Source organism: Pseudacidovorax sp. NFM-22, from assembly GCF_021401245.1.
Taxonomy (GTDB): domain Bacteria; phylum Pseudomonadota; class Gammaproteobacteria; order Burkholderiales; family Burkholderiaceae_C; genus Xenophilus.
This window is the reverse complement of sequence record NZ_JACBFY010000005.1, coordinates 94,263-119,505: the sequence shown is the minus strand read 5'-3', so window position 1 is coordinate 119,505 and position 25,243 is coordinate 94,263. Positions and strand designations below refer to the sequence as shown.

22 protein-coding genes are annotated in these 25,243 nt (G+C 71.8%); 9 read left to right on the top strand and 13 right to left on the bottom strand.

Annotation, left to right across the window (positions count from 1 at the left end; genetic code table 11):
- Positions 1-209: 209 nt before the first annotated feature.
- The 3 genes from L0984_RS18180 to L0984_RS18170 all read right to left on the bottom strand — a co-directional run bounded on the left by L0984_RS18180 (position 210) and on the right by L0984_RS18170 (position 4,447).
- Positions 210-1,667, bottom strand: a complete 1,458-nt coding sequence (locus tag L0984_RS18180; protein WP_234195176.1) for an efflux transporter outer membrane subunit — start codon at positions 1,665-1,667, stop codon at positions 210-212.
- A gap of 2 nt (positions 1,668-1,669) precedes the next feature.
- Positions 1,670-2,446 carry an enoyl-ACP reductase FabI gene (gene fabI, locus L0984_RS18175; RefSeq protein WP_234195175.1) on the bottom strand — a complete coding sequence of 259 codons (777 nt, stop codon included), beginning with the start codon at positions 2,444-2,446 and terminating at the stop codon, positions 1,670-1,672.
- Positions 2,447-2,716: 270 nt separating this feature from the next.
- Positions 2,717-4,447, bottom strand: coding sequence for a PHA/PHB synthase family protein (locus tag L0984_RS18170; RefSeq protein ID WP_255697485.1), 1,731 nt, complete (start codon positions 4,445-4,447; stop codon positions 2,717-2,719).
- A 207-nt stretch (positions 4,448-4,654) separates the two neighbouring features.
- On the opposite strand from L0984_RS18170, the gene L0984_RS18165 reads away from it, so the two are divergent.
- The 6 genes from L0984_RS18165 to L0984_RS18140 all read left to right on the top strand — a co-directional run bounded on the left by L0984_RS18165 (position 4,655) and on the right by L0984_RS18140 (position 11,054).
- Positions 4,655-5,332 (top strand): TetR/AcrR family transcriptional regulator, encoded by a 678-nt coding sequence (locus L0984_RS18165; RefSeq protein ID WP_234195174.1) that lies wholly within the window; start codon positions 4,655-4,657, stop codon positions 5,330-5,332.
- The gene (locus L0984_RS18160) at positions 5,329-6,351 is read left to right on the top strand and encodes an Lnb N-terminal periplasmic domain-containing protein (protein WP_234195173.1); all 1,023 of its coding nucleotides are present in this window, start codon (positions 5,329-5,331) and stop codon (positions 6,349-6,351) included. Before L0984_RS18165 ends, L0984_RS18160 begins: the two co-directional genes overlap by 4 nt.
- A gap of 47 nt (positions 6,352-6,398) precedes the next feature.
- On the top strand, positions 6,399-8,390 hold the full coding sequence (locus L0984_RS18155) for an alpha/beta fold hydrolase (protein ID WP_234195172.1): 1,992 nt from the start codon (positions 6,399-6,401) through the stop codon (positions 8,388-8,390).
- Between the two features lie 163 nt (positions 8,391-8,553).
- Positions 8,554-9,522 carry a GGDEF domain-containing protein gene (locus L0984_RS18150; RefSeq protein WP_234195171.1) on the top strand — a complete coding sequence of 323 codons (969 nt, stop codon included), beginning with the start codon at positions 8,554-8,556 and terminating at the stop codon, positions 9,520-9,522.
- A gap of 33 nt (positions 9,523-9,555) precedes the next feature.
- Positions 9,556-10,155, top strand: a complete 600-nt coding sequence (locus tag L0984_RS18145) for a type IV toxin-antitoxin system AbiEi family antitoxin domain-containing protein (RefSeq protein WP_234195170.1) — start codon at positions 9,556-9,558, stop codon at positions 10,153-10,155.
- Positions 10,152-11,054, top strand: a complete 903-nt coding sequence (locus L0984_RS18140) for a nucleotidyl transferase AbiEii/AbiGii toxin family protein (protein ID WP_234195169.1) — start codon at positions 10,152-10,154, stop codon at positions 11,052-11,054. The genes L0984_RS18145 and L0984_RS18140 overlap by 4 nt, the downstream gene beginning before the upstream one ends.
- A gap of 66 nt (positions 11,055-11,120) precedes the next feature.
- Here the strand turns inward: L0984_RS18140 and L0984_RS18135 are convergent, their stop codons facing one another.
- From L0984_RS18135 to L0984_RS18090, 10 genes are all read right to left on the bottom strand, one after another.
- A complete protein-coding gene (locus L0984_RS18135; RefSeq protein WP_234195168.1) occupies positions 11,121-12,140 on the bottom strand; it encodes a S1 family peptidase in 1,020 nt (339 codons plus the stop codon).
- A gap of 97 nt (positions 12,141-12,237) precedes the next feature.
- Positions 12,238-12,450 (bottom strand): transcription antiterminator/RNA stability regulator CspE, encoded by a 213-nt coding sequence (gene cspE / locus L0984_RS18130; protein WP_076506043.1) that lies wholly within the window; start codon positions 12,448-12,450, stop codon positions 12,238-12,240.
- Between the two features lie 309 nt (positions 12,451-12,759).
- Positions 12,760-13,731 (bottom strand): ABC transporter substrate-binding protein, encoded by a 972-nt coding sequence (locus tag L0984_RS18125; protein ID WP_234195167.1) that lies wholly within the window; start codon positions 13,729-13,731, stop codon positions 12,760-12,762.
- 64 nt (positions 13,732-13,795) lie between these two features.
- Complete coding sequence (locus L0984_RS18120; RefSeq protein ID WP_234195166.1) at positions 13,796-15,016, bottom strand: c-type cytochrome; 1,221 nt, start codon at positions 15,014-15,016, stop codon at positions 13,796-13,798.
- Between the two features lie 48 nt (positions 15,017-15,064).
- On the bottom strand, positions 15,065-15,892 hold the full coding sequence (locus L0984_RS18115) for an ABC transporter ATP-binding protein (protein ID WP_234195165.1): 828 nt from the start codon (positions 15,890-15,892) through the stop codon (positions 15,065-15,067).
- The gene (locus tag L0984_RS18110) at positions 15,886-17,001 is read right to left on the bottom strand and encodes an ABC transporter permease (RefSeq protein WP_234195164.1); all 1,116 of its coding nucleotides are present in this window, start codon (positions 16,999-17,001) and stop codon (positions 15,886-15,888) included. Before L0984_RS18110 ends, L0984_RS18115 begins: the two co-directional genes overlap by 7 nt.
- Before the next feature lie 220 nt (positions 17,002-17,221).
- Complete coding sequence (locus tag L0984_RS18105; protein WP_234195163.1) at positions 17,222-18,235, bottom strand: ABC transporter substrate-binding protein; 1,014 nt, start codon at positions 18,233-18,235, stop codon at positions 17,222-17,224.
- 87 nt (positions 18,236-18,322) lie between these two features.
- Positions 18,323-19,174: a class II aldolase/adducin family protein gene (locus tag L0984_RS18100; RefSeq protein WP_234195162.1), complete on the bottom strand. Its 852-nt coding sequence runs from the start codon at positions 19,172-19,174 to the stop codon at positions 18,323-18,325.
- A 4-nt stretch (positions 19,175-19,178) separates the two neighbouring features.
- A complete protein-coding gene (locus tag L0984_RS18095) occupies positions 19,179-20,315 on the bottom strand; it encodes an LLM class flavin-dependent oxidoreductase (RefSeq protein WP_234195161.1) in 1,137 nt (378 codons plus the stop codon).
- 37 nt (positions 20,316-20,352) lie between these two features.
- On the bottom strand, positions 20,353-21,357 hold the full coding sequence (locus L0984_RS18090) for an ABC transporter substrate-binding protein (RefSeq protein WP_234195159.1): 1,005 nt from the start codon (positions 21,355-21,357) through the stop codon (positions 20,353-20,355).
- Between the two features lie 109 nt (positions 21,358-21,466).
- Between L0984_RS18090 and L0984_RS18085 the strand changes: the two genes are divergently transcribed.
- The 3 genes from L0984_RS18085 to L0984_RS18075 are packed head-to-tail and all read left to right on the top strand — an operon-like array spanning position 21,467 to position 25,044.
- Positions 21,467-22,765 (top strand): acyl-CoA dehydrogenase family protein, encoded by a 1,299-nt coding sequence (locus tag L0984_RS18085; protein ID WP_234195157.1) that lies wholly within the window; start codon positions 21,467-21,469, stop codon positions 22,763-22,765.
- Complete coding sequence (locus L0984_RS18080; protein ID WP_234195155.1) at positions 22,762-23,367, top strand: cysteine dioxygenase; 606 nt, start codon at positions 22,762-22,764, stop codon at positions 23,365-23,367. The genes L0984_RS18085 and L0984_RS18080 overlap by 4 nt, the downstream gene beginning before the upstream one ends.
- Positions 23,368-23,409: 42 nt before the next feature.
- Entirely contained in the window at positions 23,410-25,044 is a 1,635-nt protein-coding gene (locus L0984_RS18075) for a rhodanese-like domain-containing protein (protein WP_234195153.1), read from the top strand.
- The last annotated feature ends 199 nt before the right edge of the window (positions 25,045-25,243 follow it).

The window sequence follows — 25,243 nt, the reverse complement described above, 5'->3', positions numbered from 1 at the left end:
CGCACCGCAGCCGGCCCGTCTGGCGATCCACTGCATGCGGCCGTGGAGCCGGAGCGGCTTCGCTCCCTCTCCCCTCGCGGGAGAGGGCCGGGGAGAGGGGGCGGCGGCAATGGCAAGGCGCACGCCCTCTTCGATGGACGCGCCCCCTCTCCCCACCCCCTCTCCCACAAGGGGAGAGGGGCTCAATACGGTGCTTCGGGCAAGTTGTTTCATTTCGGCGAGGGTGTGGAAGTGGAGGCAGCCGCCATCGGCGTGGCGGCCACGGTGTGGGCGCCGCCGCCCAGGGCGGCATAGAGCGAGACGCGGGCGGCGAGCAGCGCGCGCTGCGTCTGCACCCGTTGTTGCTGGGCCGAGAGCAGGTCGCGCTGCGCATCCAGCACTTCGAGGAAGGCGGCCGAGCCGGCGTCGTAGCGCAGCCGGGCCAGGCGGGCGCGTTCGGCCTGCGCGGCCAGCGCCTCCTTCTGGATGCCCAGCTGTTCGGCCAGCCACTGGCGGGCGGCCAGCGCATCGGTCACCTCGCGGAAGGCGCCCTGGATGGTCTTCTCGTAGTCGGCCACGGCGATGTCGCGCCGCACTTCGGACAGCTGCAGGTTGGCGCGCAGCCGGCCGGCGGTGAACAGCGGCAGCGACAGGCTGGGCGCGAAGGTCCAGGCGCGGCTGCCGGGTTCGAACAGCCCGTCGAGCGCCGCGCTGGCGGTGCCCAGGCTGGTGGTCAGCGTCAGCTGCGGAAAGAAGGCGGCCCGCGCCGCGCCGATGTTGGCGTTGGCCTGGCGTAGCCGGTGCTCGGCCGCGGCGATGTCGGGCCGCGCGGCCAGCATGGCCGAGGGCAGACCCGGGGCCACGTCGGCCACCATGGCATCGGTCAGTGGCACGTCGCGCGCCGGCGCGTCCACCGGGGCGCCGGTCAGCAGCGCCAGGGCGTTGACCTGCTGCGCGCGCTGCTGTTCGAGCTGGGCGCCCAGCGCCCGCGCCTGGGTGGCCAGGATGCGCACCTGCTCCAGCTCCAGCCGCGAGGACGCGCCCACCTCGAAGCGGCGGCTGAAGATGCGCAGCGATTCGTTGCGGCTGGCGATGGCCTCGCGGGCCAACGCCAGGCGCTCGTCGGTCTCGCGCAGGGCCAGCCAGCCCTGGGCCACCTGCGTCACCAGCGACAGCGTCAGGCCGCGGCGGGCCTCGTCGCTGGCCAGCCAGGCCTGCAGCGCGGCCTCGTCCAGGCTGCGCAGGCGGCCCCACAGGTCGAGCTCCCAGTCGGCCAGGCCCAGGCCGACCTGGTACTGGCTGGCGATGACGGACTTGCCGGTGACGTTGAGGTCGGCCGGCACGCGGCTGCGGCTGGCATCGGTGGCCAGGCCCACGCTGGGCAGCATGGCGGCCTGCTGGATGCCCCAGGCGGCGCGCGCCTCCTGCACATGCAGGGCGGCGGTGCGCAGGTCGCGGTTGTGGACCAGGGCCTGGGCGATGAGCGCCTGCAGTCCGGCATCGGGAAAGGCGTGCGGCCAGTCCAGGTCCGCCGCCGCCTCGGGCGCGGCCGCGACCGGGGGCGTGTCGGGAAAGCGGGCGGGCACCGGCGCCGAGGGCAGCGCCAGCGGCGGGATCAGCGGGGCGCAGCCGGCCGCGAGCGCCGCAGCCAGCAACAGGGGAGTGAGTGGGGCGAGGGGGCGTGCCATGGTCAGCCGAGCACGTGGTAGCCGCCGTCGACGTACAGCGTGCTGCCGGTGACGGCGCGCGCCGCATCGCTGACCAGGAAGGCGGCCATGGCGCCCACCTCCGCGATGTCGACGAGCCGGCGCAGCGGGGCGCGCCGGCGGGCATCGTCCAGCAGGCTCTCGAAGTTGGGGATGCCCGAGGCGGCCCGCGTGGCCAGCGGTCCCGGCGAGATGGCATTGACGCGGATGCCCTTGGGCCCGAGCTCGGTGGCCAGGTAGCGGGTGCTGCTCTCCAGCGCCGCCTTGACCGGGCCCATCACGCCGTAGTCGGGAATCACCTCCTCCGCGCCCACGTAGCTCATCGTCAGCAGGCTGCCGCCGCGGTGCATCAGCGGCTCGGCCAGGTGGGCCATGCGCACGAAGGAGTGGCAGGAGATGTCCATGGCGCGCGCGAAGCCTTCGCGCGAGCAGTCGGCCACGCGGCCGTGCAGGTCGGTCTTGGGCGCGAAGGCGATGGAGTGCAGCACGAAGTCCAGCCGACCCCATTGGCGGCCGATGGCGGCGAACACGGCTTCGAGCTGGCCGGGCTGCTCCACGTCCAGCGGCAGCGCGATGGAGGCGTGCACCTGCTGTGCCAGCGGCTCGACGAAGGGCTGGGCCTTGTCGTTGAACCAGGTCACGGCCAGCTCGGCCCCGGCGTCGTGGAAGGCCTGCGCGCAGCCCCAGGCGATGCTGTGCGCGTTGGCAATGCCCACCACCAGGCCCTTGCGGCCGCTCAAGGAATAGAGACTCGTCTGCATGTCAATGCTCCATGACGGGGCGCTGCACCCGCGTCTGATAAAGGCGCTGCGGTAGGGATCGAATGGCCGCGGAGCAGGCCATGCCAGGGCACCCGAGGAACTGGCTTTGCCAGGCCTCGGGGTGCGCCCCCCTCCAAGCCGAAGGCGCAAGTGAGGGGCTGAGGGCCGCGGCTCCGAGCCTGCTTGCGCAGGCTTGGACGTGCCCGAAGAGCAGCCGCCTCTGGCGGCCGCCCTGAGGCGCGAAGCGGCTTGGGGGGTGCTTCATATGCCTCAACGCTCCAGGACGTAGGTGCCGGGTGCATCGGCCAGGCCCGTGCCCATGCGCGGCGGCTTGACGGGTGCGCCCGAGCGCGCGGCCAGCCACTGCTGCCAGGCCGGCCACCACGAGCCCGCATGCGTCGGCGCGGCGGCCAGCCAGTCGTCGGGCGCGAGGTAGGGGCCATCGGCCGGCCGCGTCAGCAGCCGGTGGCTGCGCCGGCTGTCGGGCGAGGGCGGGTTGACGATGCCGGCGTTGTGGCCACCGGTGGTGAGGGCGAAGGTGATCTCCGCCGGGCAGAGGAAGTGCAGCTTGTGCACCGAGCGCCAGGGCGCCACATGGTCGGTGACCGTGCCCACCATGAAGGTGGGCAGGCGCAGGCTGCCCAGGCTGATCGGACGGCCGCCCACGGGAAAGCGGCCTTCGCTCAGGTCGTCGTCCAGGAAGAGCCGGCGCAGGTACTCGGAATGCATGCGTGCGGGCATGCGGGTGGCGTCGGCATTCCAGGCCATCAGCGCATTCATCGGCGCACGGTGGCCCAGCAGGTAATCGCCCACCATGCGCGACCACAGCAGGTCGTAGCTGCGCAGCATGCTGAAGGCGCCGGCCATCTGCTGGGCGGTGAGGTAGCCCTTCTGCCGCATCTGCGCCTCCAGCAGGCTGAGCTGGCTCTCGTCGATGAACAGGCCCAGCTCGCCGGGCTCGGAGAAGTCGGTCTGCGCCGCGAAATAGGTGGTGCTGGCCAGCCGGTCGTCGCCGTCGCGGGCCATGGCCGCGGCGCCGATGGCCAGCAGCGTGCCGCCCAGGCAGTAGCCGGCGGCATGCACCTTGCGGCGCGGGCACAGCGCCTGCACGGCGTCGAGCGCGGCATGCAGGCCGAGCTGCAGGTAGTCGTCCATGCCCCGGTCGCGCTCGGCCTCGCCGGGGTTCTTCCAGGAGATGCAGAACACCGTGTGGCCCTGCGACACCAGGTAGCGCACCAGCGATTCCTCGGGCGTGAGGTCGAGGATGTAGTACTTCATGATCCACGCCGGCACCAGCAGCACCGGCTCCGGGTGCACGGTGGGCGTGGCGGGTGCGTACTGGATCAGCTCGATCAGCGCATTGCGCAGCACCACCTTGCCGGGCGTGATGGCCACCTCGTGCCCGACGCGGAACTGCTCGGTGCCCGCCGGGGCAGCGCCGGACGCTTGTCGGCCCGCGTCTTCCATCCAGTTGTGCAGGCCGCGCAGCAGGTTGGCGCCGCCTTCGCGCAGCGTGGCCTCGATCACCTCGGGATTGGCCCAGGGCAGGTTGCCCGGCGAGAGCAGGTCCAGCCACTGCCGGGCGCTGAAGGCGACCAGGTCCTCGTGGTGCCGCTCCACGCCGAGCACGCCGTGCGTGGCCGCGTCCCACCACTGCTGGCTGGCCAGGAAGGCCTGCTGCCAGGCCTTGAAGGGCTCGTGCTGCCAGGCCGGGGCGCGGAAGCGCCGGTCGGGCGCGGCGAAGGCGTCGGGCGTGGCGGGCGCCCATTCCCGGGTCAGGGCCTGGGCCTGCTGCACCGCCAGCTGCGCCAGGGCCACCTGCTTGCCCGGCGAGGCGGCCAGGTGCGCGGCCCAGTCGAAGGCGGCCAGCAGCCCGGCCATGGGCGAGAGAGCGCCGGTGAGGCGGGCAGCGGTGGCCCGCGCCTGCATGTCGAGGGCGGCGGCCGCGGCATCGGCCGGCACGTCGGCGGTCGGCACGGGATTGGGAGAAGGGGCGGGCATGGCGGCTGGACCTGAAGGCGCCCGAGGGGGCGGGCGTGAGACGGTGCGGCGCCGGGTGGCACCGCCTGCGAAAAACTGTAGGAGCCGGCCCGTCCGCGCTCATTGATCCAGGTCAACGGATGCCTGTCTAACGACTCGCGAGTCGTTAGCGGGGCGGTGCATCCATAATCGCCGGCCGCCTCGCTGTCCGCACCCCCACGCACGCCCATGACCGCACCGACCGCCGACCCTCCGTATCCGACGTCTGACGAAGGCCTGCCCGGCGGCCGGCCTTCGCGCCAGCGCCTGCCGCCCCCCCTGCGCATGGCGCAGATCCTCGACGCGGCGCTGTCGGTGTTCCACGAGAAGGGCTTCGCGGCCTCGCGCATCGACGACATCGCGCTGCGGGCGGGCCTGTCCAAGGGCGGCGTGTATGCGCACTTCGACAGCAAGGAAGAGATCTTCGAGGCGCTGATCGACCGCTCGCTCACCATGCCGGCGGGCCTGGACGAGGCGGCCCTGGCGCCGGGCCAGACGGTCACCGTCGACCTGCTGGTGGAACGCGTGATCGACCCGGTGTACCGCCTGCTGGCGCGCCCCGAGACGGCCATGACGCTGCGCCTGGTGATGGCCGACGGCCGCCAGGTGCAGGGCCTGGTGGAGCGCTGGCAGCGCGCGGTGCTCGACCCCTTCGCCTCCGCCGTCGAGCGCCTGGTGCGCCGCGCCGTGCGCCAGGGCAGCCTGGGCCAGGGCGTGCTCACAGCCTCGCCCTGGCTGCTGATGGCACCCATCGCGCAGGTCGTGCTGTGGCAGCTGATGCACGGGCAGGGCGAGGGCGCGCCGGTCACGCTGGAGCAGCAGCGGCGCAGCCACATCGCGCTGCTGCGCGAGGCGCTGGCGCCATGAGGCGGCTGCTGATCGGGGCGGGCCGCGGCCTGCTCGTGCTGGTGCTCCTGGGCACGGGCCTGTGGTCGGCGCTGGCGCTGTACTACCGGCTGCCGTTGCCCGAAGGCGGGCGCATCGCGGCCGCGGCGGCCTGGGGCCTGGCCGCGCTTGGCGTCATCGGGCGGCCGTGGCGGCCCTTCCATGGCAAGGCGGTGGCGACCTATGCCCTGGCCTTCGCGCTGCTGCTGGTGTGGTGGGGCCGCATCGCGCCCTCCGACACGCGCGACTGGGCCGACGATGTGGCGCGGCACATCGAGCCCTCGGTGGCCGGCCCGGTCGTCACGCTGCGCAATGTGCGCAACTTCGACTGGCGCAGCGACGAGGACTACACCGTGCGCTGGGAGACGCGCCAGTACGACCTCGACCACCTGCGCAGCGTGGACATGGCGCTGTCGTACTGGATGGGGCCGGCCATCGCGCACACGCTGGTCTCCTTCGGCTTCGACGACGGCCAGGGCGGCACGCGCTACCTCGTGTTCTCGGTCGAGATCCGCAAGGAGCGTGGCGAATCCTTCTCGGCCGTGGCCGGCTTCTTCAAGCAGTTCGAGCTGGCCCTGGTGGCCGCCGACGAGCGCGATGTGCTGCGCGTGCGCACCAATATGCGCGGCGAGGACGTCTACCTCTACCGCGTCGCCATGCCGCCCGAGGCCATGCGCTCGCTCTTCCTGGCGTACCTGGACCAGTCGACCACGCTGGCGGCGCACCCGCGCTTCTATTCCACCCTCACGGCCAACTGCACCACCATCGTGTTCGACATGGCGCGGCGCATCGTGGGCGGCCTGCCGCTGGACTGGCGGCTGCTGGCCTCGGGCTACCTGCCGGAGTACCTGCAGTCCATCGACGGCCTGGCCGCCAAGGCGGACCTGGACACCCTGCGTGCCGCCGGCCGCATCACCGAGCGCGCGAAGGCGGCGGATGCCGATCCGCGGTTCTCGCAGGCCATCCGGCGCGGCATCCCGGGCATGGAGGCGGGGCGATGAGCGCTGACGTTTCTGCATGGCCTATCTGGCCGCTGCCGTTCGCATCGATGCGCGATGCGAAGGCCGCCGCGAAGCCTCGGCCCGGCCGCGGCCTGGGCGTTTGGCTGCTGCTCGCCGCAGCGCTGTTGATGTCGGGCTGCGCGGCGGTGTCGGTGTCCTCCGTCTCCCCGGCGCTCTACCTGGCCGAACGGCGCGGCGACGTGCTGACCACCGGCCACTTGAGCGGGGCGGCGCAGGAGGTCGCCCGCGTGGCCGGCATCGACGACTGTGGCGAGGCCCCCGACAGCTGCCGGCAGGCGCTGGCCCAGGCCGAGGGCATCACCGACGAGCAGCGGCTGTCGGCTCTGGCCGAGCTGTGGCTGCAGGCCGCGCTGGAGGCCGACCGGCCGCCGGCTGTCGCGCCGGAAGCGCCGGACGCTCAGCCGGCCGGGCAGGGCGGCGACGCCGACGCCACGGCAGTGGACGCCTGGCTGGAGACGGCCCGCCATGCCTGGGCCTACCTCTTCCTCACCCGCCGCAGCCCGGGCGACCGCGCCTTCGAGGACCGCCAGACCCAGGTGCGCGACTACTACAACTTCGCGGTGCAGCGGACCGTGACGCGGCTGTTCCACCGCTACGCGCGCGACGCCCGCGCACCCGGGGCCGGTCCGTCGACCGGCGACGCGGTCGAACTCGCCGTGGGCCGTTGGCAGCTGGCGGCGCGGCTCGAAAGCCCGAGCTTCGCCGGCGACATGCCCCTGCCGCAGGAACTGCTGCCGGCTTCGTCGTTGCGCTTCACCGGTCTGCGCAACACTTACCGGCGCGACGGCTTCGGCGCGCCGCTGGTGGCCGTGCTGCCGCCGGCCCAGGGCGATCCGGTCGATGCGCCCTTCACCACCATGCGCTACCCCGCCATCACGGCCTTGCTGACCTTCGAGGGCCGCACGCTGGCCGAGGTGCTGGGCAGCCATCGTGTGCAGGTGCGCCTGTACGACCCCTACCGCAGCGACCGCGTGGACCTGGCGGGCGTGCCCGCGCCGCTGGCGGCCAACTTCACGGCCGGCTACGGGCTGTGGCTGGCCCGCTCGGGCTTCGCGAAGCAGGCGCTGCGCACCTTGCTGGGCCTGTCGGACGGCATCGTGCAGCCGCAGGTACAACTGATGCAGCCCTACGACCCCGAGCGCGGCATCGTCGTCATGCTGCACGGCCTGGCCAGCAGTCCCGAGGCCTGGGTCAATGTGGCCAACGAGGTGCTGGGCGACGAGACGCTGCGCCAGCACTACCAGATCTGGCAGGTGTACTACCCCACCAACGCGCCGCTGGTGCTCAACCGCCGCAACATCGCGCTGGCGCTGCAGCAGACGCTGGCGCACTTCGACCCGCAGGGCACGGCACCGGCCTCGCGCCACATGGTGCTGGTGGGCCACAGCATGGGCGGCGTGCTGGCGCGGCTGCTGGTCTCGGACCCGGGTCGCGCGCTGTGGTCGGTGCTGCCCCAGGGGCCCGCCATGGCCGCCGCGCTGGCGGACGATCCCACGCTGCAGCGCGAGCTGGGCGACTACCTCGACTTCAAGCCCCTGCCGCAGGTGGACCGGGCCGTCTTCATCGCCGCGCCGCACCGCGGTACGCCCTTTGCCGAGACTGGCCTGGCCCGGCGCGTGGCCAACCTCGTCACCCTGCCGCTGGCCATGCTCGAACAGGTGAACGACCTGAGCCGCCGGCTGGCGCGGCTCCCGCCGATGCAGGAGAACGGCCTGCCGCTGCGCCTTCCCAACAGCATCGACAACCTGAGCGACCGCGATCCCTTCGTGCGGGCCGTGGCCGACCTGCCCATCAGCCCGAAGGTGCGCTATCACTCCATCATCGGGCGCGAGGACCCGGCGCAGCCGCTGGCCCGGTCCAGCGACGGCGTGGTGCCCTATGCCAGCGCCCACCTCGACGGTGCCGAATCCGAGCGCGTCATCACCTCGTGGCACAGCGTGCAGGAAACGCCGCAGGCCATGCTGGAGGTGCGGCGCATCCTGCGCGAGCAGTTGCGCAGCGAGGGCGCGGCCCGCTGAGGCGCCCCGTCCCGCGGGCCGGGGCGCCTTGCGGCGGCCGGCCCTGTCCCTGTCCGCCGCAGGCGCGTCAACAATAGGCACGGCGATGCACCGGGCGCCCGCACGCGGGGTGGCATCGAAGCAGGGGAGCAGAGGGTCGAGCCGACGAGGCGGGAGTCGAACCATGGCAGAGAACGAGGAAGTGCGCGAGGCGTCCTACCGGGCCATGCTGACCCAGGTCACAGTGGACAAGCTGGCGGACATGATCATCTGGCTGGACGAGCATGGCCGCTACGTGTTCGTGAATCCGGCCACCACACGGCTGCTGGGTTATTCCGCCGAAGAGCTGGCACAGATGCATGTGTGGGACGTGGATCCCCATTTCGACGAGGCCCGCTGGCGCGAACACTGGGCCGACGTGGTGGCGCGCAGGAGCTTCCGGCTGGAGACCGTCAACCGGTCGCGCGACGGCGTGGACATTCCCATCGAGGTCACGGTCAACCTGGTGGAGCACGAGGGCCGGCGCTTCAACTGCTCCATCGTGCGCGACATCACCGAGCGCAAGCGCTTCGAGGCCGAGCTGCGGGCGCTCAACGACCGCATCTACCGGCTGAGCGTGACCGACGCGCTCACGGGGCTTGCCAACCGGCGCCATTTCGACATCCAGCTGGACGCGGAAAGCCGTCGGCAGCGGCAATGGGCCCGGCCGCTGTCGCTGATCCTGGCCGATGTGGATGCTTTCAAGGCCTACAACGATGCCCACGGTCATGTGGAAGGCGACCTGGCGCTGCAGCGCGTGGCGGCGGCCCTCCAGGCCGCCGTTGCCGTGCCCGGTGCCACGGTCGCCCGCTATGGCGGCGAGGAATTCGCCTGCATCCTGCCCGGCACGTCGCACGCGCAGGCCCTCGCCGTGGCAGAGCATGCGCGCCTGGCCGTCGTGGCGCTGGGCATCGCCCATGCGCACTCGGACGTGGCCGCCCATGTCACGGCGAGCCTCGGCGTGCTCACCGTGGCGGGCGCCCAGCCGCACACGCCGGATGCGCTGCTGCGCCTGGCCGATGGTGCGCTCTATCGCGCCAAGCGCGAAGGCCGCAATCGGGTGGTGGGCGTGAACGTCGGCGGTGAACGCCAGATTGAAAATCACATCACTTAAAAGAAAGTGATGTGAATATTAAACTTACCCGTCATGACCCAGTCTGAGCAGATCCTTGAACTGGCCCGGCACCGGCGGGTGCTGCGGGCAGCGGATGTGCGCGAGCACGGCTGGTCGCCTCAACTGCTGATCCGACTGCACCAGTCAGGCAAGCTGCACCGCATCGCCCGGGGCCTGTATGGACTTGCCGATGCCGAAGCCACCGAATACCAGACGCTGATCGAAGTCTGCCAACGCGTCCCCAAGGGCGTGCTGTGCCTGCTGAGCGCACTGCAATTCCATGGAATCGGCACACAACTTCCACACGAAGTGTGGCTCGCCCTGCCTGAAGGAAGTCATGCCCCGGCGCCGGGCTATCCCACGCTTCGGATCGCGCGCCTGAGGGGCACCGCCTACAGCGAAGGCATCCAGACCCTGACCGAGCACGGCGCCCCCATCCGCGTGTACAGCGCCGCCAAGACGGTGACCGACTGCTTCAAGTTCCGCAACAAGATCGGGTTGGACGTGGCGCTGGAGGCGCTGAAGGAGGCCTGGCGCAGCCGCAAGGTCACCATGGCAGCGCTGAGCCACTTCGCCCGGATCAACCGGGTGGAACGTGTCATGCAGCCTTATCTGGAGGCCATGACGCAATGACCGGCAACCTCGCCGCCTCGATCCTGGCCCGACTGCTGGCCCTGGCCAAACAGCGCGGCGATGACTACAACCTGCTGCTGAACCGCTTCGGCACGGAGCGCCTGCTGGCTCGCGTCAGCGCCTCATCGCACGCAGACCGCTTTCTGCTCAAGGGCGCTCTGCTCTTCGCCCTTTGGTACGACACCCCGCACCGGCCAACCAAGGACGTCGACCTGCTGGGCTTCGGCGCCGACGATGAGGCACACCTGATCGCCGCCTTTCGCGACGTCGCCGTCATGGACCTGGGCGACGGCATCGTGTTCGATCCCGACTCCGTGAAGGCACACGCCATCCGCGAGGACAACACCTACGGCGGCACCCGCATCACCTTGATGGGACGGATCGGCTCCGCACGCTGCACGCTGCAGATCGACGTGGGCTTCGGGGACGCCGTGACGCCGGGGCCGCAGACGGTGGCCTACCCCACTTTGCTGGGCGACTTTCCAGCCCCGACGCTGCGGGTCTATCCGGTCTACACCGTGATCGCCGAGAAATACCAGGCCATGGTGATGCTGGGACAGGCGAACAGCCGCATGAAGGATTTCTTCGACCTGGCGGTGATCGCACGGCGCACCCAACTGGATGGCGCCACGCTTGCGGCAGCCATCGCCGCCACCTTTACCCGGCGCGAGACCGCGTTGCCTACCGAGCGGCCGTTGGCACTGACCAGGCAGTTCAGCGAAGGCGCCGCAAAGCTGCGTCAGTGGCAGGCCTTCCTGAACAAGAACCGCATCGCAGCAGCCGGCCTGGGTGACACCGTGGCGCTGCTGGATGACCTGCTGTGGCCACCGACTCAGGTCGCGGCCACTGGCAATCAGGCAACGGCGACTTGGCGCCCTGACTTACTTCGCTGGGTCTGACTGCCGCACCACGAAGCTGCTGCCGGTGCTCGAACTGCTGCAGGTGCGCGGGCGGCCGGCCCGGCGCTAGGCGGCCTGGGTCAGCACCTTCAGCACATCGGCGTACCAGGCGCAGTTGAGGCCGAGCGACTCGTCCTTGACGAGATCGCGGGTGCGCATGTCCATGCGCGTGGAGTGCACGCCGAGCAGCTGCCACGAGGCCAGCGAGGAACGCGGGCCCGCGTCGCTGCCCAGCCTTCGCCGGACCACCGGCGCGCCGCTGCTGCCGCGGTGCGTCCTCGCATCCGTCAGGAAGTAGCCCTTCTGCTGGAAGCGCACGCCGTAGCTGGAGGCGATCGAGGCGCTGCGGGCGACGGCCAGGTGATGGACCGTGTCGTGGAAGCCCAGCGGAAAGCCGATGACGGTCAGGTTGTCGCCCACGGCCACGTCCTCGCCGCCCGGCGAGAGGTGGGATTCGTCGAAGGTCTGCAGTTCCACGCCCTCCGGCAGCCGCGCGGTCTGGATCTCCAGGGTGGCGATGTCCACCGGCCCGCCGGTGTCGGCAGCCTGCCGCCACAGCGCGTGGCCCTTGTCGTAGAGGGGCATGGAGAAGGTGGCGTAGCGGGTCAGGTCCCTGGCGTCGGTGTGCAGCTCGATCTCGATGCGGTCGGGCGCATGGGCACTGGGCGCGTCGGACAGGACGTGGGCGTTGGTGACCAGGAACAGCCGGTCGTCGCGACGGAAGAAGAAGCCGCTGGCACCGGTCAGCAGCCGCGCGCCCGCGTAGGTGCTGATGTGCGTCGTCGTCAGCAGAATGGATTCGACGGGCTGGCGCGCATCCGGGCTGGCCGGGGGCGGCGCAGTCCCGCTGAGCACCGTCTGCGTCCTGGCGACGTCGCGTTCGAAGGCGGCCAGCACATGGTCCGACACGGGCGTGTTCAGGATGACCGTGCGCGCGGCTTCGGCATGGGCCTCGAAGGAGCGCACCAGGGTACCGTGTGCAGTCGAAGGAAGCGCTTCCAACAGTGCGGGAAGCAACGCGTCCAGCGCGATCAGGCTCCCTTTGAGTTCGCAGATGCGCTCGGTGGCCTCCTGCAGATTCTTCATGCGACGGTGCCTTCCAGAAACAGAAAAGCGCGGATGAACCGCGCTTGAAGGGCCAGGCCGTCTTGGGAGACCGGCCGGGCCATCGGGCCGTGCGACTTCAGCTCACGGCACGGATGTTGGAGGCCTGGGGGCCCTTGGCGCCCTCGACGACCTCGAACTGCACATGCTGGTTCTCGGTCAGGGTCTTGAAGCCGCCGCCCTGGATCTCACGGAAGTGGGCAAAGAGGTCCTTGCTGCCGTTGTCGGGGGCGATGAAGCCGAAGCCCTTGTCGTCGTTGAACCATTTCACGGTTCCGGTTTGCGTGGTCATGTCGATTTCCTTTCGGGATTGCCGGGAAGCGAAAGCACACCCGGTGAAGAGACGCCAAGAAAATCAACAAGGGAGATTCGACACAGCCGCGGGGCAAGCCCGGGAGAAGCGGAAAAGGACCGATGCAATGAAGGCCTTGCACATATCAACCGACCCATCGTACGCGCATAGGGCCCTGCGTGCCGCTTTTGCCAACTTATCTTTTCGGGCGCGTCGGCGCTCCGTGTCCGCGACATCCACACCCGCAGCGCCGCGACCGTGAATGCCGAGCGCAGCAGGGCCCGCAGGATCCGGAGGATGGCGCGCCGCTCAGCCCGGCAACGCAAAGCCCTTGTCGAAGGTGCCCGCCACCTGCAGCGGCGCCTTGATCAGCCCCACCCTGGCGCAGAAGTCGGCCGTGGCCTGCTGGTCGGCCACCACGCGTTCGTCGATGGGCACCCAGGCCTGCTGGCGGCGCTCGAACTGCAGGCGCGCGGCCTCGGGCGAGATGCCGATGATGCGGGCCAGCGTGGCCGAGTAGCTGCCCACGTTGCGGTTGGCCCATTGCTGCGCCTGGGCCACGCGCTGCAGGAAGTCCTGCAGTACCGGCCGCTTGGCAGCGATGGCCGCATCGGTGGCTGCCAGGTAGCTCAGGCCAGGCAGCAGGCCGCGGCCGCTGACCAGCACACGGGCATGGCCGGCGGTCTCGGCCATGGCGGTATAGGGCTCCCAGGTGGCCCAGGCATCGACCGAGCCCTGCGTGAGGGCCAGCTTGGCATCGGCCGGCGGCAGGAAGCGCAGGTTCACATCGCCGGGCTGCAGTCCCGCGGCGGTGATGGCCTTGAGCGTGACGAAGTGGCCGATGGAGCCGCGGTTGGTGGCCACGCTGCGGCCCTTGAGGTCGGCCGCGCCGCGCAGCGGCGAGTCGGGCCGCACCAGCACCGCGGTGCCATAGGCGTCGCTGCGGTTGGCGCCGATGGCCTTCACGCGCGTGCCGGCAGCCAGCGCAAAGATCAGCGGCGCATCGCCGATGGGGCCGGAGTCGACCGCCCCGGCGTTGAGCGCCTCGGCCAGCGGCGCGGCGGCCGGGAACTCGGACCACTGGATGTCATAGGCGAGGCCGTCGAGCGCACCGGCCGCTTCGAGCAGGGCGCGCAGGCCGCCCTTCTGGTCGCCGGCCTTGAGCACGGGGCGTGATTGGGCACGGGCGGCCAGGCTGGGCAGGGCCAGCCCGGCCGCGATGGCGGAGCTGCCGGCCAGGAAGCGGCGACGGTCGGTCAGGGGCAGGAAGGTGCGGGACATGGAGGTTCTCCTGGACAAGGGGATGGATGAAACAAGCGGCACGGCCGGGCCTGCGGCGGCGGCCTCAGTGCACGATGCCGCCCTTGACGTAGCGCACGGGCTCGGCGTCCATGCGGGCGATGAGGGCACCCAGGCCGTCGTTGCCGGGCGTTGCGCCAGCGGGCGATGCGGCCGCGGACAACGAGGACGCGAGCGAGGGAGACGACGACGGCGCTGCGCGGCATACCAAGTCGTCCTCCTGCCAGTCGGCGGCGCCGGGGGCCGACCGGGCGCGCAGCCAGCCCGCGCGGTCGACGATGAACTGGGTGCCGGCCAGCGCCGTGGCATCGGCCCCATGGCCCGCGATGAGGGCCAGGGCCTGCCAGGCGGCAGGGTCGGTGACCTGGCAATCCGCCCCGGCCGGCGCTGGAGAAGCCGCATCGGCGGCTGTCGGCGCGAGGGCGACGGTGACGACCCGCGGGTCGGGCGGCGGCGCGCCATCGCCCGCCGCCATCACGCGCAGGCGCTGTCCCCGCAGGTCGGTGCTGGCCACGCGCGCGGGCGCGCCCGGGCAGCGGATGGCAAAGGCAGGCAGCCGCACGGGCTGCAGCCATTGGCCGGTCTCGCGCAGCATCTGGCCGGCGGCCAGCGCCTTCATGGCGTCGATGAGCGCCCAGGCGTCGTCGGCCGACAGGCGGTCCGTGAAGGCGGGCATCGAGGCCTGGCCGCTGCGCGCATCGCGCATGCCGTGCAGCACATGCCAGAAGAGATCGCCATCGGCCCGCCGCCAGAGCAACGGACCGGCCAGGTTGGGCGGCCACACCGGTTGTTGCGCCGCCGATGGCCCCTGGCCGCGGCCGTCGGCGCCGTGGCAGTCCACGCACAGCTGCCGGTAGAGCTGGTGGCCGTGCAGGATGGCGCCAGCGTCGAAGCCGGTGGGCGGGACATGGAAGCTCGCCGGCGTGGCGGCCACGCGCACGGCCGCCCATTGCGGCCAGGGGGCCAGCACCGGCAGCAGGCCCGCCAGGGCGAGCAGCGGCAGGCGTCGCCGGCGCCAGGCCAGTCCCAGCACGGCGAGCAGCAGGGCCACGCTCAGCAGCCCCAGCGACACCGCCAACCGGCGTGCCTGGCCCAGGTCGAAGCGCAGCGTGTCGCCGGCCAGTCGCCAGGCCCACGGCCATGCGGGCTGGCCGTGCAGCGTCGGCACCAGGCCCAGGGCATGCAAGGCCTGCAGCAGTGCGGCCTGCGCCGACTGCAGGGCACCCAGCAGCCATTGCAGCCAGAGCACATCGGGCGTGTCGTTCATGGCAGGCCGCCGGTCGTCGCGCGATGGGACGTGGCGGACGGGTGAGCGTTACCAGCTGGCATCCAGGCCCAGGTGGCGCAGCGCCTCGTGCCGCAGCTCGGCCAGCCGCGGATGACCGCGGTGGCGCGGATAGGGCAGGTCGACCGACAGCTCGGCCACGATGCGCGCCGGCCGGTCGCTGAGCACCACCACGCGCTGGGCGAGGAAGAGCGCCTCTTCCACGTCGTGCGTGACCAGCAGCGCCGAGAAGCGGCTGCGCTGCCACAGCTGCAGCAGCTCGCCCTGCATCTGCAGCCGCGTGAGCGAGTCCAGCTTGCCCAGCGGCTCGTCCAGGATCAGCAGGCGCGGGTCGTTGACCAGAGCGCGGGCGAGTGCCACGCGCTGCGCCATGCCGCCCGAGAGCTGGTGCGGGAAGGCGTCGGCGAATTCGGTCAGGCCGACGCGCGCCAGCGCGTCGTCCACGCGGTGCGCCTGCTGGCGCAGCACGCCGCGGGCCTGCGGGCCGAGCGCGACGTTGTCGCGCACGCGCCGCCAGGGGAAGAGCGTCGGGTCCTGGAAGACGACGATGCGCGAGGGGTCGGGCCGGGCGATGGGCTGTCCGTCCTGCGCCAGCCAGCCGGTGGTGGCGGGCTCCAGCCCCGCGACCAGGCGCAGCAGCGTGGACTTGCCGCAGCCGCTGGGGCCGAGCAGGGCCACGAACTCGCCCGGCGCCACATGCAGGTCGATGCCGTCCAGCGCCTGCAGTCGCCCGCCGGGCACGTCGAACCAGTGGCTCACGCCGTCGATGTCGATGCGGGCGCCGCCCGCCGCGGCGGCGGCTGCGGGCGTTGCCGCGTCGGTGGCGTCGTCGTATTCGCGCAGCAGCGGGATCACCATTTGACCGTCCCCTTCTGCCACGAGAGCACGCGGTCGCGCACGGTGAACAGCAGCGTGATCAGGCCCGAGCAGAGCACGGCCATCACGATCAGCGCGGCGTACATGTTGGCGTAGGCGGCCCAGCCCTGGGCCCACTGCAGGTACCAGCCCAGGCCCGCCTTCACGCCCATCATCTCGGCCGTGACCAGCACCGAGAAGGACGCGCCCAGGCCCATGAACAGGCCGACGAAGACCTGCGGCAGCGCGGCCGGCACGGCCACGCGCAGCACCAGGAACCACTCGCCCGCCCCCAGCGTGCGCGCCACGTCGTAGTACTGGCGGTTGACCGCCGCCACGCCCGACCAGGCCAGCACCGCCACCGGGAAGAAGGTGGCCAGGCCGATCAGGAACACGGCCGCCGCATAGCTCGATGGCGCGAAGAAGAAGGCCAGCGGCAGCAGCGCCGAGGCCGGCACCGGCCCCAGGAAGCGCAGCACCGGATGCACCCAGTAGCCCGCCGTGCGCGACCAGCCGATCCACACGCCGGTGACGAAACCGGCGAGGGCGCCGAGCACGAAGCCGTGGGCCAGCAGCCGCACCGAATGCGCGGTGGACAGGCCCAGGCGCGGCCAGTCCTCCACCGCGACGTCGATCAGGCTCTGCGGCGGCGCGAAGAAGGGTGGCGGCAGCAGGCCCAGCTTGGCCGTGAGCACTTCCCACAGCGCCAGCAGCAGCGGCAGCGCGATCAGCCAGGCGCCCGCATGCACCAGCCGGGCACCGGGGCGCCCCGTGCGTGCGCGGCCCACCAGCGCGGGCACCAGCAGCAAGGCACCTGCGGCCAGCGCCGCGACGCCGAATTCGGTGGTGAAGGTCCAGTCGCTGAAGCCGGCCGGCTGGTTGGGCCAGGCCAGGGTCAGCGCGCCCAGGCCGAACCAGGCGAGGGCGGCGACGAGGCCGAGCGGCCAGAGGCGTGCGGTGCGTGCGGCGGACAGGTCGGATCTGCCGGGTGTCGCACTCTGTGTTGCGGCAGAGGCCGTGGTACTGGCCGGCGGTGCCGCTGAAGGCAGGGCGTCGAACGCAGGCCCGTCGGCCGGCGTCCAGCGCGAAAGAGCGGTGTCGAGAGTGGTCATGTGGGCGATGGATCGGTGGCGGTGCGCGCCGTGGCGCTGAAGAGGCTTTGCGCCCTCTCCCCTCGCGGGAGAGGGCTGGGGAGAGGGTGCTGCGGCGGCCGAACGAGCGGGTGGGTGTGCGAGGCCCCCCTCTCCCCAACCCCTCTCCCGCGAGGGGAGAGGGGCCCGGGCAGCCGTCGGATGGCCGCGTGCTCAGGACAGGACGTCGTAGGTCGCGGGCTCAGGCCAGGACGTCGTAGGCCACGTGATCGGCCAGCCGCTTCGGATCGGTGCTGCCCTTGAGCACGCCCACCGAGCGGAAGTCCCGCGCATAGAACTCGACCTCGTCGCGCAGGCTGCGCCCCGTCGGATGGTGACGGTGCGTCAGCGTGCCCAGCAGGGCCTGCAGGTCTTCCACCGGCACCTTGGGCGAGTACTTGGCGAAGAGCTTCGCCGACTCGTTGGGGTTGTCGGCCACGTAGTCGGAGGCCTGCACGATGGAGCGCACCAGCGCGGCCACGGTGGGCTTGTCCTTGCGCACCAGCTCGCCGCGGGCGCCCACGATGCAGCAGACCTTGTCCTTGTATTCGCCCGAGAGGTTGGTGGCCAGCTCGGTGTACTTGCCGGCGTTGCGCTTCTCGATCAGGTAGAGCGTGGGGTCGCCATCGGCAATGGCCTGGATCTCGCCCTTGTTGACGGCCACGTCCAGCAGGTCGGCCGGGTACTGGCGCCACTGCACGTCGCGGTCGGCGTCGATGCCGTTCTTCTTGAGCAGGATGGAGAAGAAGTTCTTGCCCGGGCTCGCGATGTCCGACACGCCGATGGTCTTGCCCTTGAGGTGCGCGAGCTGCGTGACGCCGGCGTCCTTGCTGCCCACCAGCCGCACGCAGCCGCCGTGGGAGCCGCCGACGATCTTGACGTCGAAGCCCGCTTCCAGCGGCTTGAGCCAGCGGTGGATCATGCCGACGGCCGCGTCGGCCTTGGCGGTGGCCAGCGATTCGAGCAGCTGGTCGGTGGATCCGGTGTAGTTGACCAGTTCCACCTGCAGGCCGTTCTTCTCGAAGAAGCCGCGCTCCTGCGCCACCACCACCGGCGAGAGGCAGAAGGCGTTGGCGTTCCAGGCGAAGGTGAGCTTGCGCGGCTGGGACCAGGCGCGCGATGCGAGCAGGCCGCCCGCGGCCACGACCGCGGCGGCACCGCCCGCGCGCAGAAGCTGGCGGCGCGAGGCCGCGGAGGAAGTCGGGAGGGTGGACATGGGGTGCATCAAGGAAGGAAGTGATTCGGCCCTCGCCGCGCGCCAGCCGGCGGGCCGGCAGCGGCGGCAAGGATGGCCAGGGTGGGTTCAGTCCAGCAGGTCGGGCTCGGCGGCCACCAGCGGCTGGTAGAGGCTCTCGAAGGCCTGCAGCGCGCCTTCGGGCCCGCCGATCTGCGCATGGGTGTGGCGGGCCGTGGCCTCGTCGATGGGCCTTGGCGTGCCGGCGGCTTCGGCCAGCAGTTGCGTGTGGCAGGCGTTGTCCAGCGCGATGTACCACCAGGCGGCGGCCTCGACCGAGCCGCCGGCAGTCAGGATGCCGTGGTTGCGCAGGATGGCGCCCTTGCCGAAGCCGCCGTCCGGCTTGGCCAGCGCCTCGGCGATGCGGGCGCCTTCGGACAGGTCGACCACCATGCCGGTGAAGTCGTCGAACAGCGCCACGTCGCCATGGAACACGCACGCGTCCTGCGTCAGCGGCAGCAGCGGCCGGCCCAGCGTGGAGAAGGCCTTGCCATAGGTCGAATGCGTGTGGGCAGCGGCCACCAGCTCCGGATGGCGTTCGTGGATGGCGGCATGGATGGCGAAGGCGGCCTTGTTCAGAGGCCGGTCGCCGATCACCGTCTCGCCGCGGCCGTTGACCAGCAGCAGGTCCGACACGCGGATGCGCGAGAAGTGCACGCCCAGCGGATTGACCCAGAAGTGATCCGGCAGCTCCGGGTCGCGCGCCGTGATGTGGCCGGCCAGGCCCAGGTCGAAGCCATGCCGCGCGAAGAGGCGGAAGGCGCCGGCCAGCCGCTCCTGGCGGTGGCGGCGTTCGGCCTCGACGCTGGTGCGCGCCGGGGGTGGGTCGAACAAGTAGCGCGCCTGCGGCTGGGCATGGAAGCGCGCGCGCAGCGCGCCGGCGGCGGGCTGCAGATGCCCGGGATGGACGGGGGCGTTCATGGCTTCAGGCCACCCGGCGTTGGCTTTGCGCGCGGCGGGCGGCGGCGCGCTCGGCCACCAGGGCGCGGGTGCGCGGGATCAGCTCGCGGCCGTAGTCCAGCGCGTCCTCCAGCGGATCGAAGCCGCGGATGAGGAAGGTGGTGATGCCCAGTTCCCAGTAGTCGAGCAGCGCCTCGGCCACCTGTTCGGGCGTGCCGACCAGGCCGGTGCTGTTGGAGCGGCCCCCGGTCTCCTGCGCGATGGACGTCCAAAGGCGCTTGTCCACGCGTGGGCCCTGATCGGCGGCTGCGAGCAGGCGGCGCGCGCCTTCGCTCTGCTGCGGGCCGCCGCGCGAATAGCCGGCCACCACGCGCAGGCGCCGCGTCTCTTCGAGGATGCGGTCGGCGCGGGCCCAGGCTGCGGCTTCGGTCTCGGCGAGCACGGGCCGGAAGGAGACCGAGAAGTTCACCTGCCGGCCATGGCGTGCGGCCTCGGCGCGCACGCGCGTGGTCAGCTCGCGGGCCTGGTCCAGCGACTCGCCCCACAGCGCGTACACGTCCGCATGCTTGCCGGCCACCTTCAGCGCCGCCTCGGAGGCGCCGCCGAAGTACACCGGCACATGGGGCAGGCCGTCCTGCGTCTGCAACGGCTTGACCTCGGAGAAGGCGTTCTCGGCCTGGTAGTGGTCGCCGTGGTGGTGGAAAGGCCGCTCGGCGGTCCACACCTTGCGCAGCACCTCCAGGTATTCGTCGGTGCGGGCATAGCGCTGGTCGTGGTTGAGCCAGTCGCCGTCGCGGCGCTGCTCTTCGTCCGAGCCGCCGGAGATGTAGTGCACGGCCAGGCGACCGCCGGTGTACTGGTCCAGCGTGGCGAACTGCCGCGCCGCCAGCGTGGGCGCGACGAAGCCGGGCCGGTGCGCCAGCATGAAGTGGATCCGCTCGGTCACGCTGGCTGCGTAGGCCACGGTGAGCGTGGCGTCGGGGCTGGTGGAGTGGTGCGGCACCAGGATGCGGTCGAAGCCGGCCTGTTCGTGCGCCTGCGCGAAGGCCCGGACGTAGTCGCGGTCGATGGCGGGACCGCGCGGCGCATGCGTCTCCGAGACCTTCTGGGTCTGGATCATGCCGATGAACTGGACCTGGTCGTCGGTGGGGGAATGGCTCATGGGTGGCTTTCTGGACGAGGGAAGAGGGGATGCGGCCTCAGGCCGCGGAAGGCGCGCCGGCACGCAGCGCGGCGTCGAAGCGCCGGTCCCACAGCGGGCGGACGTCGGCGGGGCCGTCCAGCACGCCCAGGCGCAGGAAGGTGTCCGCCACGTCCTGGTGGCTGCGCACGGCGGCATCGCTCACGCCCACCAGGGCGTAGTCGTCGCTGCGGCGGTTGAAGAGCTCGACGATGTCGCCGACGGGGATGCGCGTTTCGGCCGACTGCGTGCGCGCGTAAGCCAGGAAGTTGCCGTTGACCCAGGCATAGGCCCGCTGCAGCCGCTGCAGGAAGTCGGCGATGGCGGCGCGGCGGCGTGCGTCCTCCAGCGAGCGCGGGTTGGCATAGACCGGGAAGTTGCCCGACAGGTAGCCGACGCCGGTCTTGATCACCCGCGCGCCATGCTGCAGCCGCGCGATCTGGCCGTTGTAGCCATAGATGGCCCAGGCATCGAGATCGCCGCGGGCGAAGGCCGACAGGCCATCGGCCGGGCTCAGGTTGACGGCCTGGATGTCGTTGAACGACAGGCCGGCCTCGGCCAGCTGCTTGGCCAGGAAGTAGTGCGCCGTCGTGGCGCGCACATAGCCCACGCGTCTGCCCTTGAGGTCGGCGATGGACTGGATGGGTGCGTCCTTGCGGGCGACGGTGACCTGGTTGTTCAGGTCTTCATGGATGGCGGCCACCAGCTTGAGGTTGGCCTTCTGCCGCGCGGCGAAAACCGGCGGAATCTCGCTGCCGGAGCCCAGGTCCAGCGCATCGCCGTTGATGGCCTCGATGTGCAGCACGCCGTTGTTGAGCTCGCGCCAGTCGATGCGATAGGGCGCCTGCTGCAGTCCGGCGGCGTCGAGCAGGGCGCGCCAGTTGCCCTTGTAGGTGCCCACGCGCAGCGTGACGCCGGCGAGGTCGTGGCGGGTGGCGGCAAAGGCCGCGGCAGGCGCCAGGGCGGCGGCCTGCAGCAGGCGGCGGCGCGTGGTACGGAAGGTGGAGGTCGAAGATCGCGACATGGGCCGAACCGTATCGGCGCGCGGCCTTCGCGTGAACGTCGGATTCCGAGTTTGGATATGCGCAAACGATGGTTCCTGCGCGCGCGGAGCGCCGCCACAGTGCAGCCCCATGAGTGCATTGCCCCAGACCCTGTTCGCGTCCGCCTTCGAGGCGGCCGCCGATTCACCTGCGCTTGCCGAGGCCGCCGCGCGTATCGACGACGCCACGCTGGCCGCGCTGACGCGGCGCTTCGCCGCCACGGCGGCCGACCATGACCTGGCCGGCCGCTTCCCGCACGACAACTTCGAGGAACTGCAACGCCTGGGCCTCATCGGCCTGGTGGCGCCCACGGCCTGGGGCGGTGGCGGCGCCACGCTGGCCGAGGCGCGCCGCGTGATCGCCGCCGTGGCGGCCGGCGAGCCCGCCACCGCGCTGGTGCTGACCATGACCTACCTGCAGCACCAGGCGCTGCGCCACCCGGCCAGCCGCTGGCCGGCGCACCTGCGCGAAGCCGTGGCCCGCAGCGGCGTGCGCGAAGGTGCCCTGGCCAATGCGCTGCGCGTGGAACCGCAGCTGGGCTCGCCCGCGCGCGGTGGCCTCCCGGGCACCGTGGCACGCCGCGAAGGCAATGAGTGGGTGATCGACGGCCACAAGCTCTACACCACCGGCATCGAGCGGCTGTCGTGGCTGCTGGTGTGGGGCCGCACCGACGAGCCGCAGCCGCGCGTGGGCTTCTTCCTGGTGCCGGGCAAGGCGCCGGGCGTGCGCACCATCGCCAGCTGGAATCACCTGGGCTTGCGCGCCTCGGGCAGCCACGAGGCGGTGCTGGCGGGCGTGCGCATTCCGCTGGACCATGCGGTGGACATCCGCCCGCCTGCCCAATGGGCGCCAGCGGCCGCGACAGCCGCCGAGGCAGATGCCTTCGCCAGGCAGCAGGCCTGGATGGCCACGCTGCTCGGCAGCCTGTACGACGCGGTGGCCGGCGCGGCGCGCGACTGGCTGCTGGGCTTTCTGCAGTCGCGCGCGCCGGGCAGCCTGGGCGCGCCGCTGGCGACGCTGCCGCACGTGCAGGAGAAGGTCGGCGAGATCCAGGCCCTGCTGCACGGCAACCGCGTGCTGCTGGACGACCTGGCCGCGCGCACCGATGCCGGCCAGGCGCCCACGCCCGCCGATAGCGGCCTGGTCAAGCACACGGTCGGCACCCACGCCATCGCCGCGGTCGAACTGGCCCTGCAACTCAGCGGCAACCATGGCCTGTCGCGCCAGAACCCACTGGAGCGCCACCACCGCGACGTGCTATGCGCGCGCATCCACACACCGCAGAGCGATGCGGCGCTGGTCGCGGCCGGCCAGCAGGCCCTGGCGGTAGCGGCCCGGGCCGTCCCGGATCGACCCACGGCAGGCCCTGCGGCCACAATCCGCGCATGACCGGCATCACCCGCCTGCGCGACTTCGTCGTCGGCTTCCATCGCCTGCTCGACCAAAGCCCCGACGAGCCGCGCATCCTGCGCGAGGGTGGGGCGCTGCTGGCCCAACTGGTCGCGCACGACGACTGGCTGCCCGAGGCCTTCGCCCGCCCCGACCCCACCTACTACCAGCAGCACCTGCTGTATGCCGACGCCAGCGAGCGCTTCTCGGTCGTGAGCTTCGTCTGGGGCCCGGGCCAGGCCACGCCGGTGCACGACCACACCGTGTGGGGGCTGATCGGCATGCTGCGTGGCGCGGAGATCAGCCAGGGCTACGGCCCCGATGCCGATGGGCGCTGGCAGCCGCAGGGCGCGCCCGTGCACCTGCGGCCGGGCCAGGTCGAGGCGGTGTCGCCGCGTGTCGGCGACGTGCACCAGGTGCGCAATGCGCTGGCCGACCAGGTCTCGGTGAGCATCCATGTCTACGGCGCCAACATCGGTGCGGTGGCACGCCATACCTATCCGGCCGAAGGCGGGCGCAAGCGCTTCGTCTCCGGCTATTCCAATGCCGTCCTGCCCAACCTGTGGGACCGCAGCGCCGAGGTGCGGGCCCGTGCGGCCTGATCGCGCTGCGCGCCGGACGGCTTCTTCCTTTCTCTTCGCTTCATGACCCAGACCGCCCCTTCGTCTTCCTTGCCCGTGCTGGGCGTGGCCGCGGTGCGCCGGCACCTGCTGGACCGCCGCGAGATCGCACTGCTCGACCTGCGCGAGGAAGACCCCTATGCCCAGGCCCATCCGCTGTGGGCCGCCAACCTGCCGCTGTCGCGCATCGAGCTGGAGGCCTGGCGCCGCATCCCCCGGCGCGACACGCTGGTCGTGCTCTACGGCGAGCACGAGGGCGAAGACCTGGTGGCGCGCGGTGCCGCCGTGCTGGCGCGGCTGGGCTACACGAACGTGCATGCGCTCGACGGCGGACTCGATGGCTGGCGCGCGGCGGGTGGCGAGCTCTTCCGTGACGTCAACGTGCCCAGCAAGGCCTTCGGTGAGCTGGTGGAGCACGAGCGGCACACGCCCTCGCTGCCGGCCGAGGAGGTGCAGGCCCTGCTCGACGCCAAGGCCGACGTCGTGGTGCTGGACGCGCGCCGCTTCGACGAGTACCAGACCATGAGCATCCCCGGCGCCACCAGCGTGCCCGGTGCCGAGCTGGTGCTGCGCGCGCGGGCGCTGGCGCCCGATCCGGCTACGCGCGTCATCGTCAACTGCGCGGGCCGCACCCGCAGCATCATCGGCACGCAGTCGCTGGTGAATGCCGGCCTGCCCAATCCGGTGGCGGCTCTGCGCAACGGCACCATCGGCTGGCTGCTGGCCGGCCAGCAGCTGGACCACGGCGCGCAGCGCCGCGCGCCGGCGCAGGTCGATGCGGCGGTGGCCGCCCAGGCGCGGGCCGATGCCCAGGCCGTGGCGGCACGGGCGGGTGTGCGCCCATTGGCGCTGGCCGAGCTGCCCGCGCTGCTCGCCGACGCGGGTCGCACCACCTACCGGCTGGACGTGCGCACGCCCGAGGAATACGAGGCCGGCCACTTGCCGGGCTTTGCCAGCGCCCCTGGCGGCCAGCTGGTGCAGGAGACCGACCACCACGCCCCCGTGCGCGGCGCCCGCTTCGTGCTGGCCGACGACGACGGGGTGCGCGCCGCCATGACCGGCTCCTGGCTGGCGCAGATGGGCTGGGAGGTGTGGCGCATCGAGGGCGCCACGGCCGCCGACTTCCGCGAGACGGGCACGCCCGCGCCGGAACGGCCCGCGCCGCACCGCGAGGTCGAGCCCATCGCGCCCGCGGCCCTGGCCGCGCTGCTGCAGGCGGGCGATGTCGTGCTCATCGACGTGGGTGCCAGTGCCAATTACGTCAGGCGCCACATCCCGGGTGCCTGGTTCGCCGTCCGGGCCCAACTGGCCAAGGCCCTGGCGCGCTCCCTCCCGCCAGCGCGCCAGTACGTGCTGACCTGCGGCACCAGCCTGCTGGCCGCCCATGCAGCAGCCGACCTGCGGGCACTGCTCGACGCACAGGGGTGGGCCGATGTCCCGGTGCGCCTGTTGACCGGGGGCAATGCCGCCTGGTTTGCCGCCGGCCTGCCCGAGGAGGCCGGCGAGGCCCGCCTGGCCACGCCGCGGACCGACCGCTACCGCCGCCCCTATGAAGGCACCGACGCCCCGCGCGAGGCGATGCAGGGCTACCTGGACTGGGAATTCGGCCTGGTGGCCCAACTGGGCCGCGACGGGACGCATCACTTCGCCGTGATCTGAGCGTCTGCGTCGGGCGCGCCGCCCGGCAAAGGCCGGCGCGTGCTTGCCCGCGGCGGGCCCTGAACCGACCGCTCCCCCGGCACGTCTTGCGGTGTAGTCCGGAAGGCCGGCTTTCCTACGCCCTTTCTAGCGAAAGACTGACGACGCCTCGTGGGAGAGGGACTACCCTCCCATGTGCGGGGTGGCGTGGAGCCGCTCC

What these genes read in the sequence shown, in the direction of transcription:
- L0984_RS18180 (WP_234195176.1), bottom strand. Translation starts at nt 1,667, where the DNA reads ATGGCACGCCCCCTCGCCCCACTCACTCCCCTGTTGCTGGCTGCGGCG.
- fabI (WP_234195175.1), bottom strand. Translation starts at nt 2,446, where the DNA reads ATGCAGACGAGTCTCTATTCCTTGAGCGGCCGCAAGGGCCTGGTGGTG.
- L0984_RS18170 (WP_255697485.1), bottom strand. Translation starts at nt 4,447, where the DNA reads ATGCCCGCCCCTTCTCCCAATCCCGTGCCGACCGCCGACGTGCCGGCC.
- L0984_RS18165 (WP_234195174.1), top strand. Translation starts at nt 4,655, where the DNA reads ATGACCGCACCGACCGCCGACCCTCCGTATCCGACGTCTGACGAAGGC.
- L0984_RS18160 (WP_234195173.1), top strand. Translation starts at nt 5,329, where the DNA reads ATGAGGCGGCTGCTGATCGGGGCGGGCCGCGGCCTGCTCGTGCTGGTG.
- L0984_RS18155 (WP_234195172.1), top strand. Translation starts at nt 6,399, where the DNA reads ATGCGCGATGCGAAGGCCGCCGCGAAGCCTCGGCCCGGCCGCGGCCTG.
- L0984_RS18150 (WP_234195171.1), top strand. Translation starts at nt 8,554, where the DNA reads ATGGCAGAGAACGAGGAAGTGCGCGAGGCGTCCTACCGGGCCATGCTG.
- L0984_RS18145 (WP_234195170.1), top strand. Translation starts at nt 9,556, where the DNA reads ATGACCCAGTCTGAGCAGATCCTTGAACTGGCCCGGCACCGGCGGGTG.
- L0984_RS18140 (WP_234195169.1), top strand. Translation starts at nt 10,152, where the DNA reads ATGACCGGCAACCTCGCCGCCTCGATCCTGGCCCGACTGCTGGCCCTG.
- L0984_RS18135 (WP_234195168.1), bottom strand. Translation starts at nt 12,140, where the DNA reads ATGAAGAATCTGCAGGAGGCCACCGAGCGCATCTGCGAACTCAAAGGG.
- cspE (WP_076506043.1), bottom strand. Translation starts at nt 12,450, where the DNA reads ATGACCACGCAAACCGGAACCGTGAAATGGTTCAACGACGACAAGGGC.
- L0984_RS18125 (WP_234195167.1), bottom strand. Translation starts at nt 13,731, where the DNA reads ATGTCCCGCACCTTCCTGCCCCTGACCGACCGTCGCCGCTTCCTGGCC.
- L0984_RS18120 (WP_234195166.1), bottom strand. Translation starts at nt 15,016, where the DNA reads ATGAACGACACGCCCGATGTGCTCTGGCTGCAATGGCTGCTGGGTGCC.
- L0984_RS18115 (WP_234195165.1), bottom strand. Translation starts at nt 15,892, where the DNA reads ATGGTGATCCCGCTGCTGCGCGAATACGACGACGCCACCGACGCGGCA.
- L0984_RS18110 (WP_234195164.1), bottom strand. Translation starts at nt 17,001, where the DNA reads ATGACCACTCTCGACACCGCTCTTTCGCGCTGGACGCCGGCCGACGGG.
- L0984_RS18105 (WP_234195163.1), bottom strand. Translation starts at nt 18,235, where the DNA reads ATGTCCACCCTCCCGACTTCCTCCGCGGCCTCGCGCCGCCAGCTTCTG.
- L0984_RS18100 (WP_234195162.1), bottom strand. Translation starts at nt 19,174, where the DNA reads ATGAACGCCCCCGTCCATCCCGGGCATCTGCAGCCCGCCGCCGGCGCG.
- L0984_RS18095 (WP_234195161.1), bottom strand. Translation starts at nt 20,315, where the DNA reads ATGAGCCATTCCCCCACCGACGACCAGGTCCAGTTCATCGGCATGATC.
- L0984_RS18090 (WP_234195159.1), bottom strand. Translation starts at nt 21,357, where the DNA reads ATGTCGCGATCTTCGACCTCCACCTTCCGTACCACGCGCCGCCGCCTG.
- L0984_RS18085 (WP_234195157.1), top strand. Translation starts at nt 21,467, where the DNA reads ATGAGTGCATTGCCCCAGACCCTGTTCGCGTCCGCCTTCGAGGCGGCC.
- L0984_RS18080 (WP_234195155.1), top strand. Translation starts at nt 22,762, where the DNA reads ATGACCGGCATCACCCGCCTGCGCGACTTCGTCGTCGGCTTCCATCGC.
- L0984_RS18075 (WP_234195153.1), top strand. Translation starts at nt 23,410, where the DNA reads ATGACCCAGACCGCCCCTTCGTCTTCCTTGCCCGTGCTGGGCGTGGCC.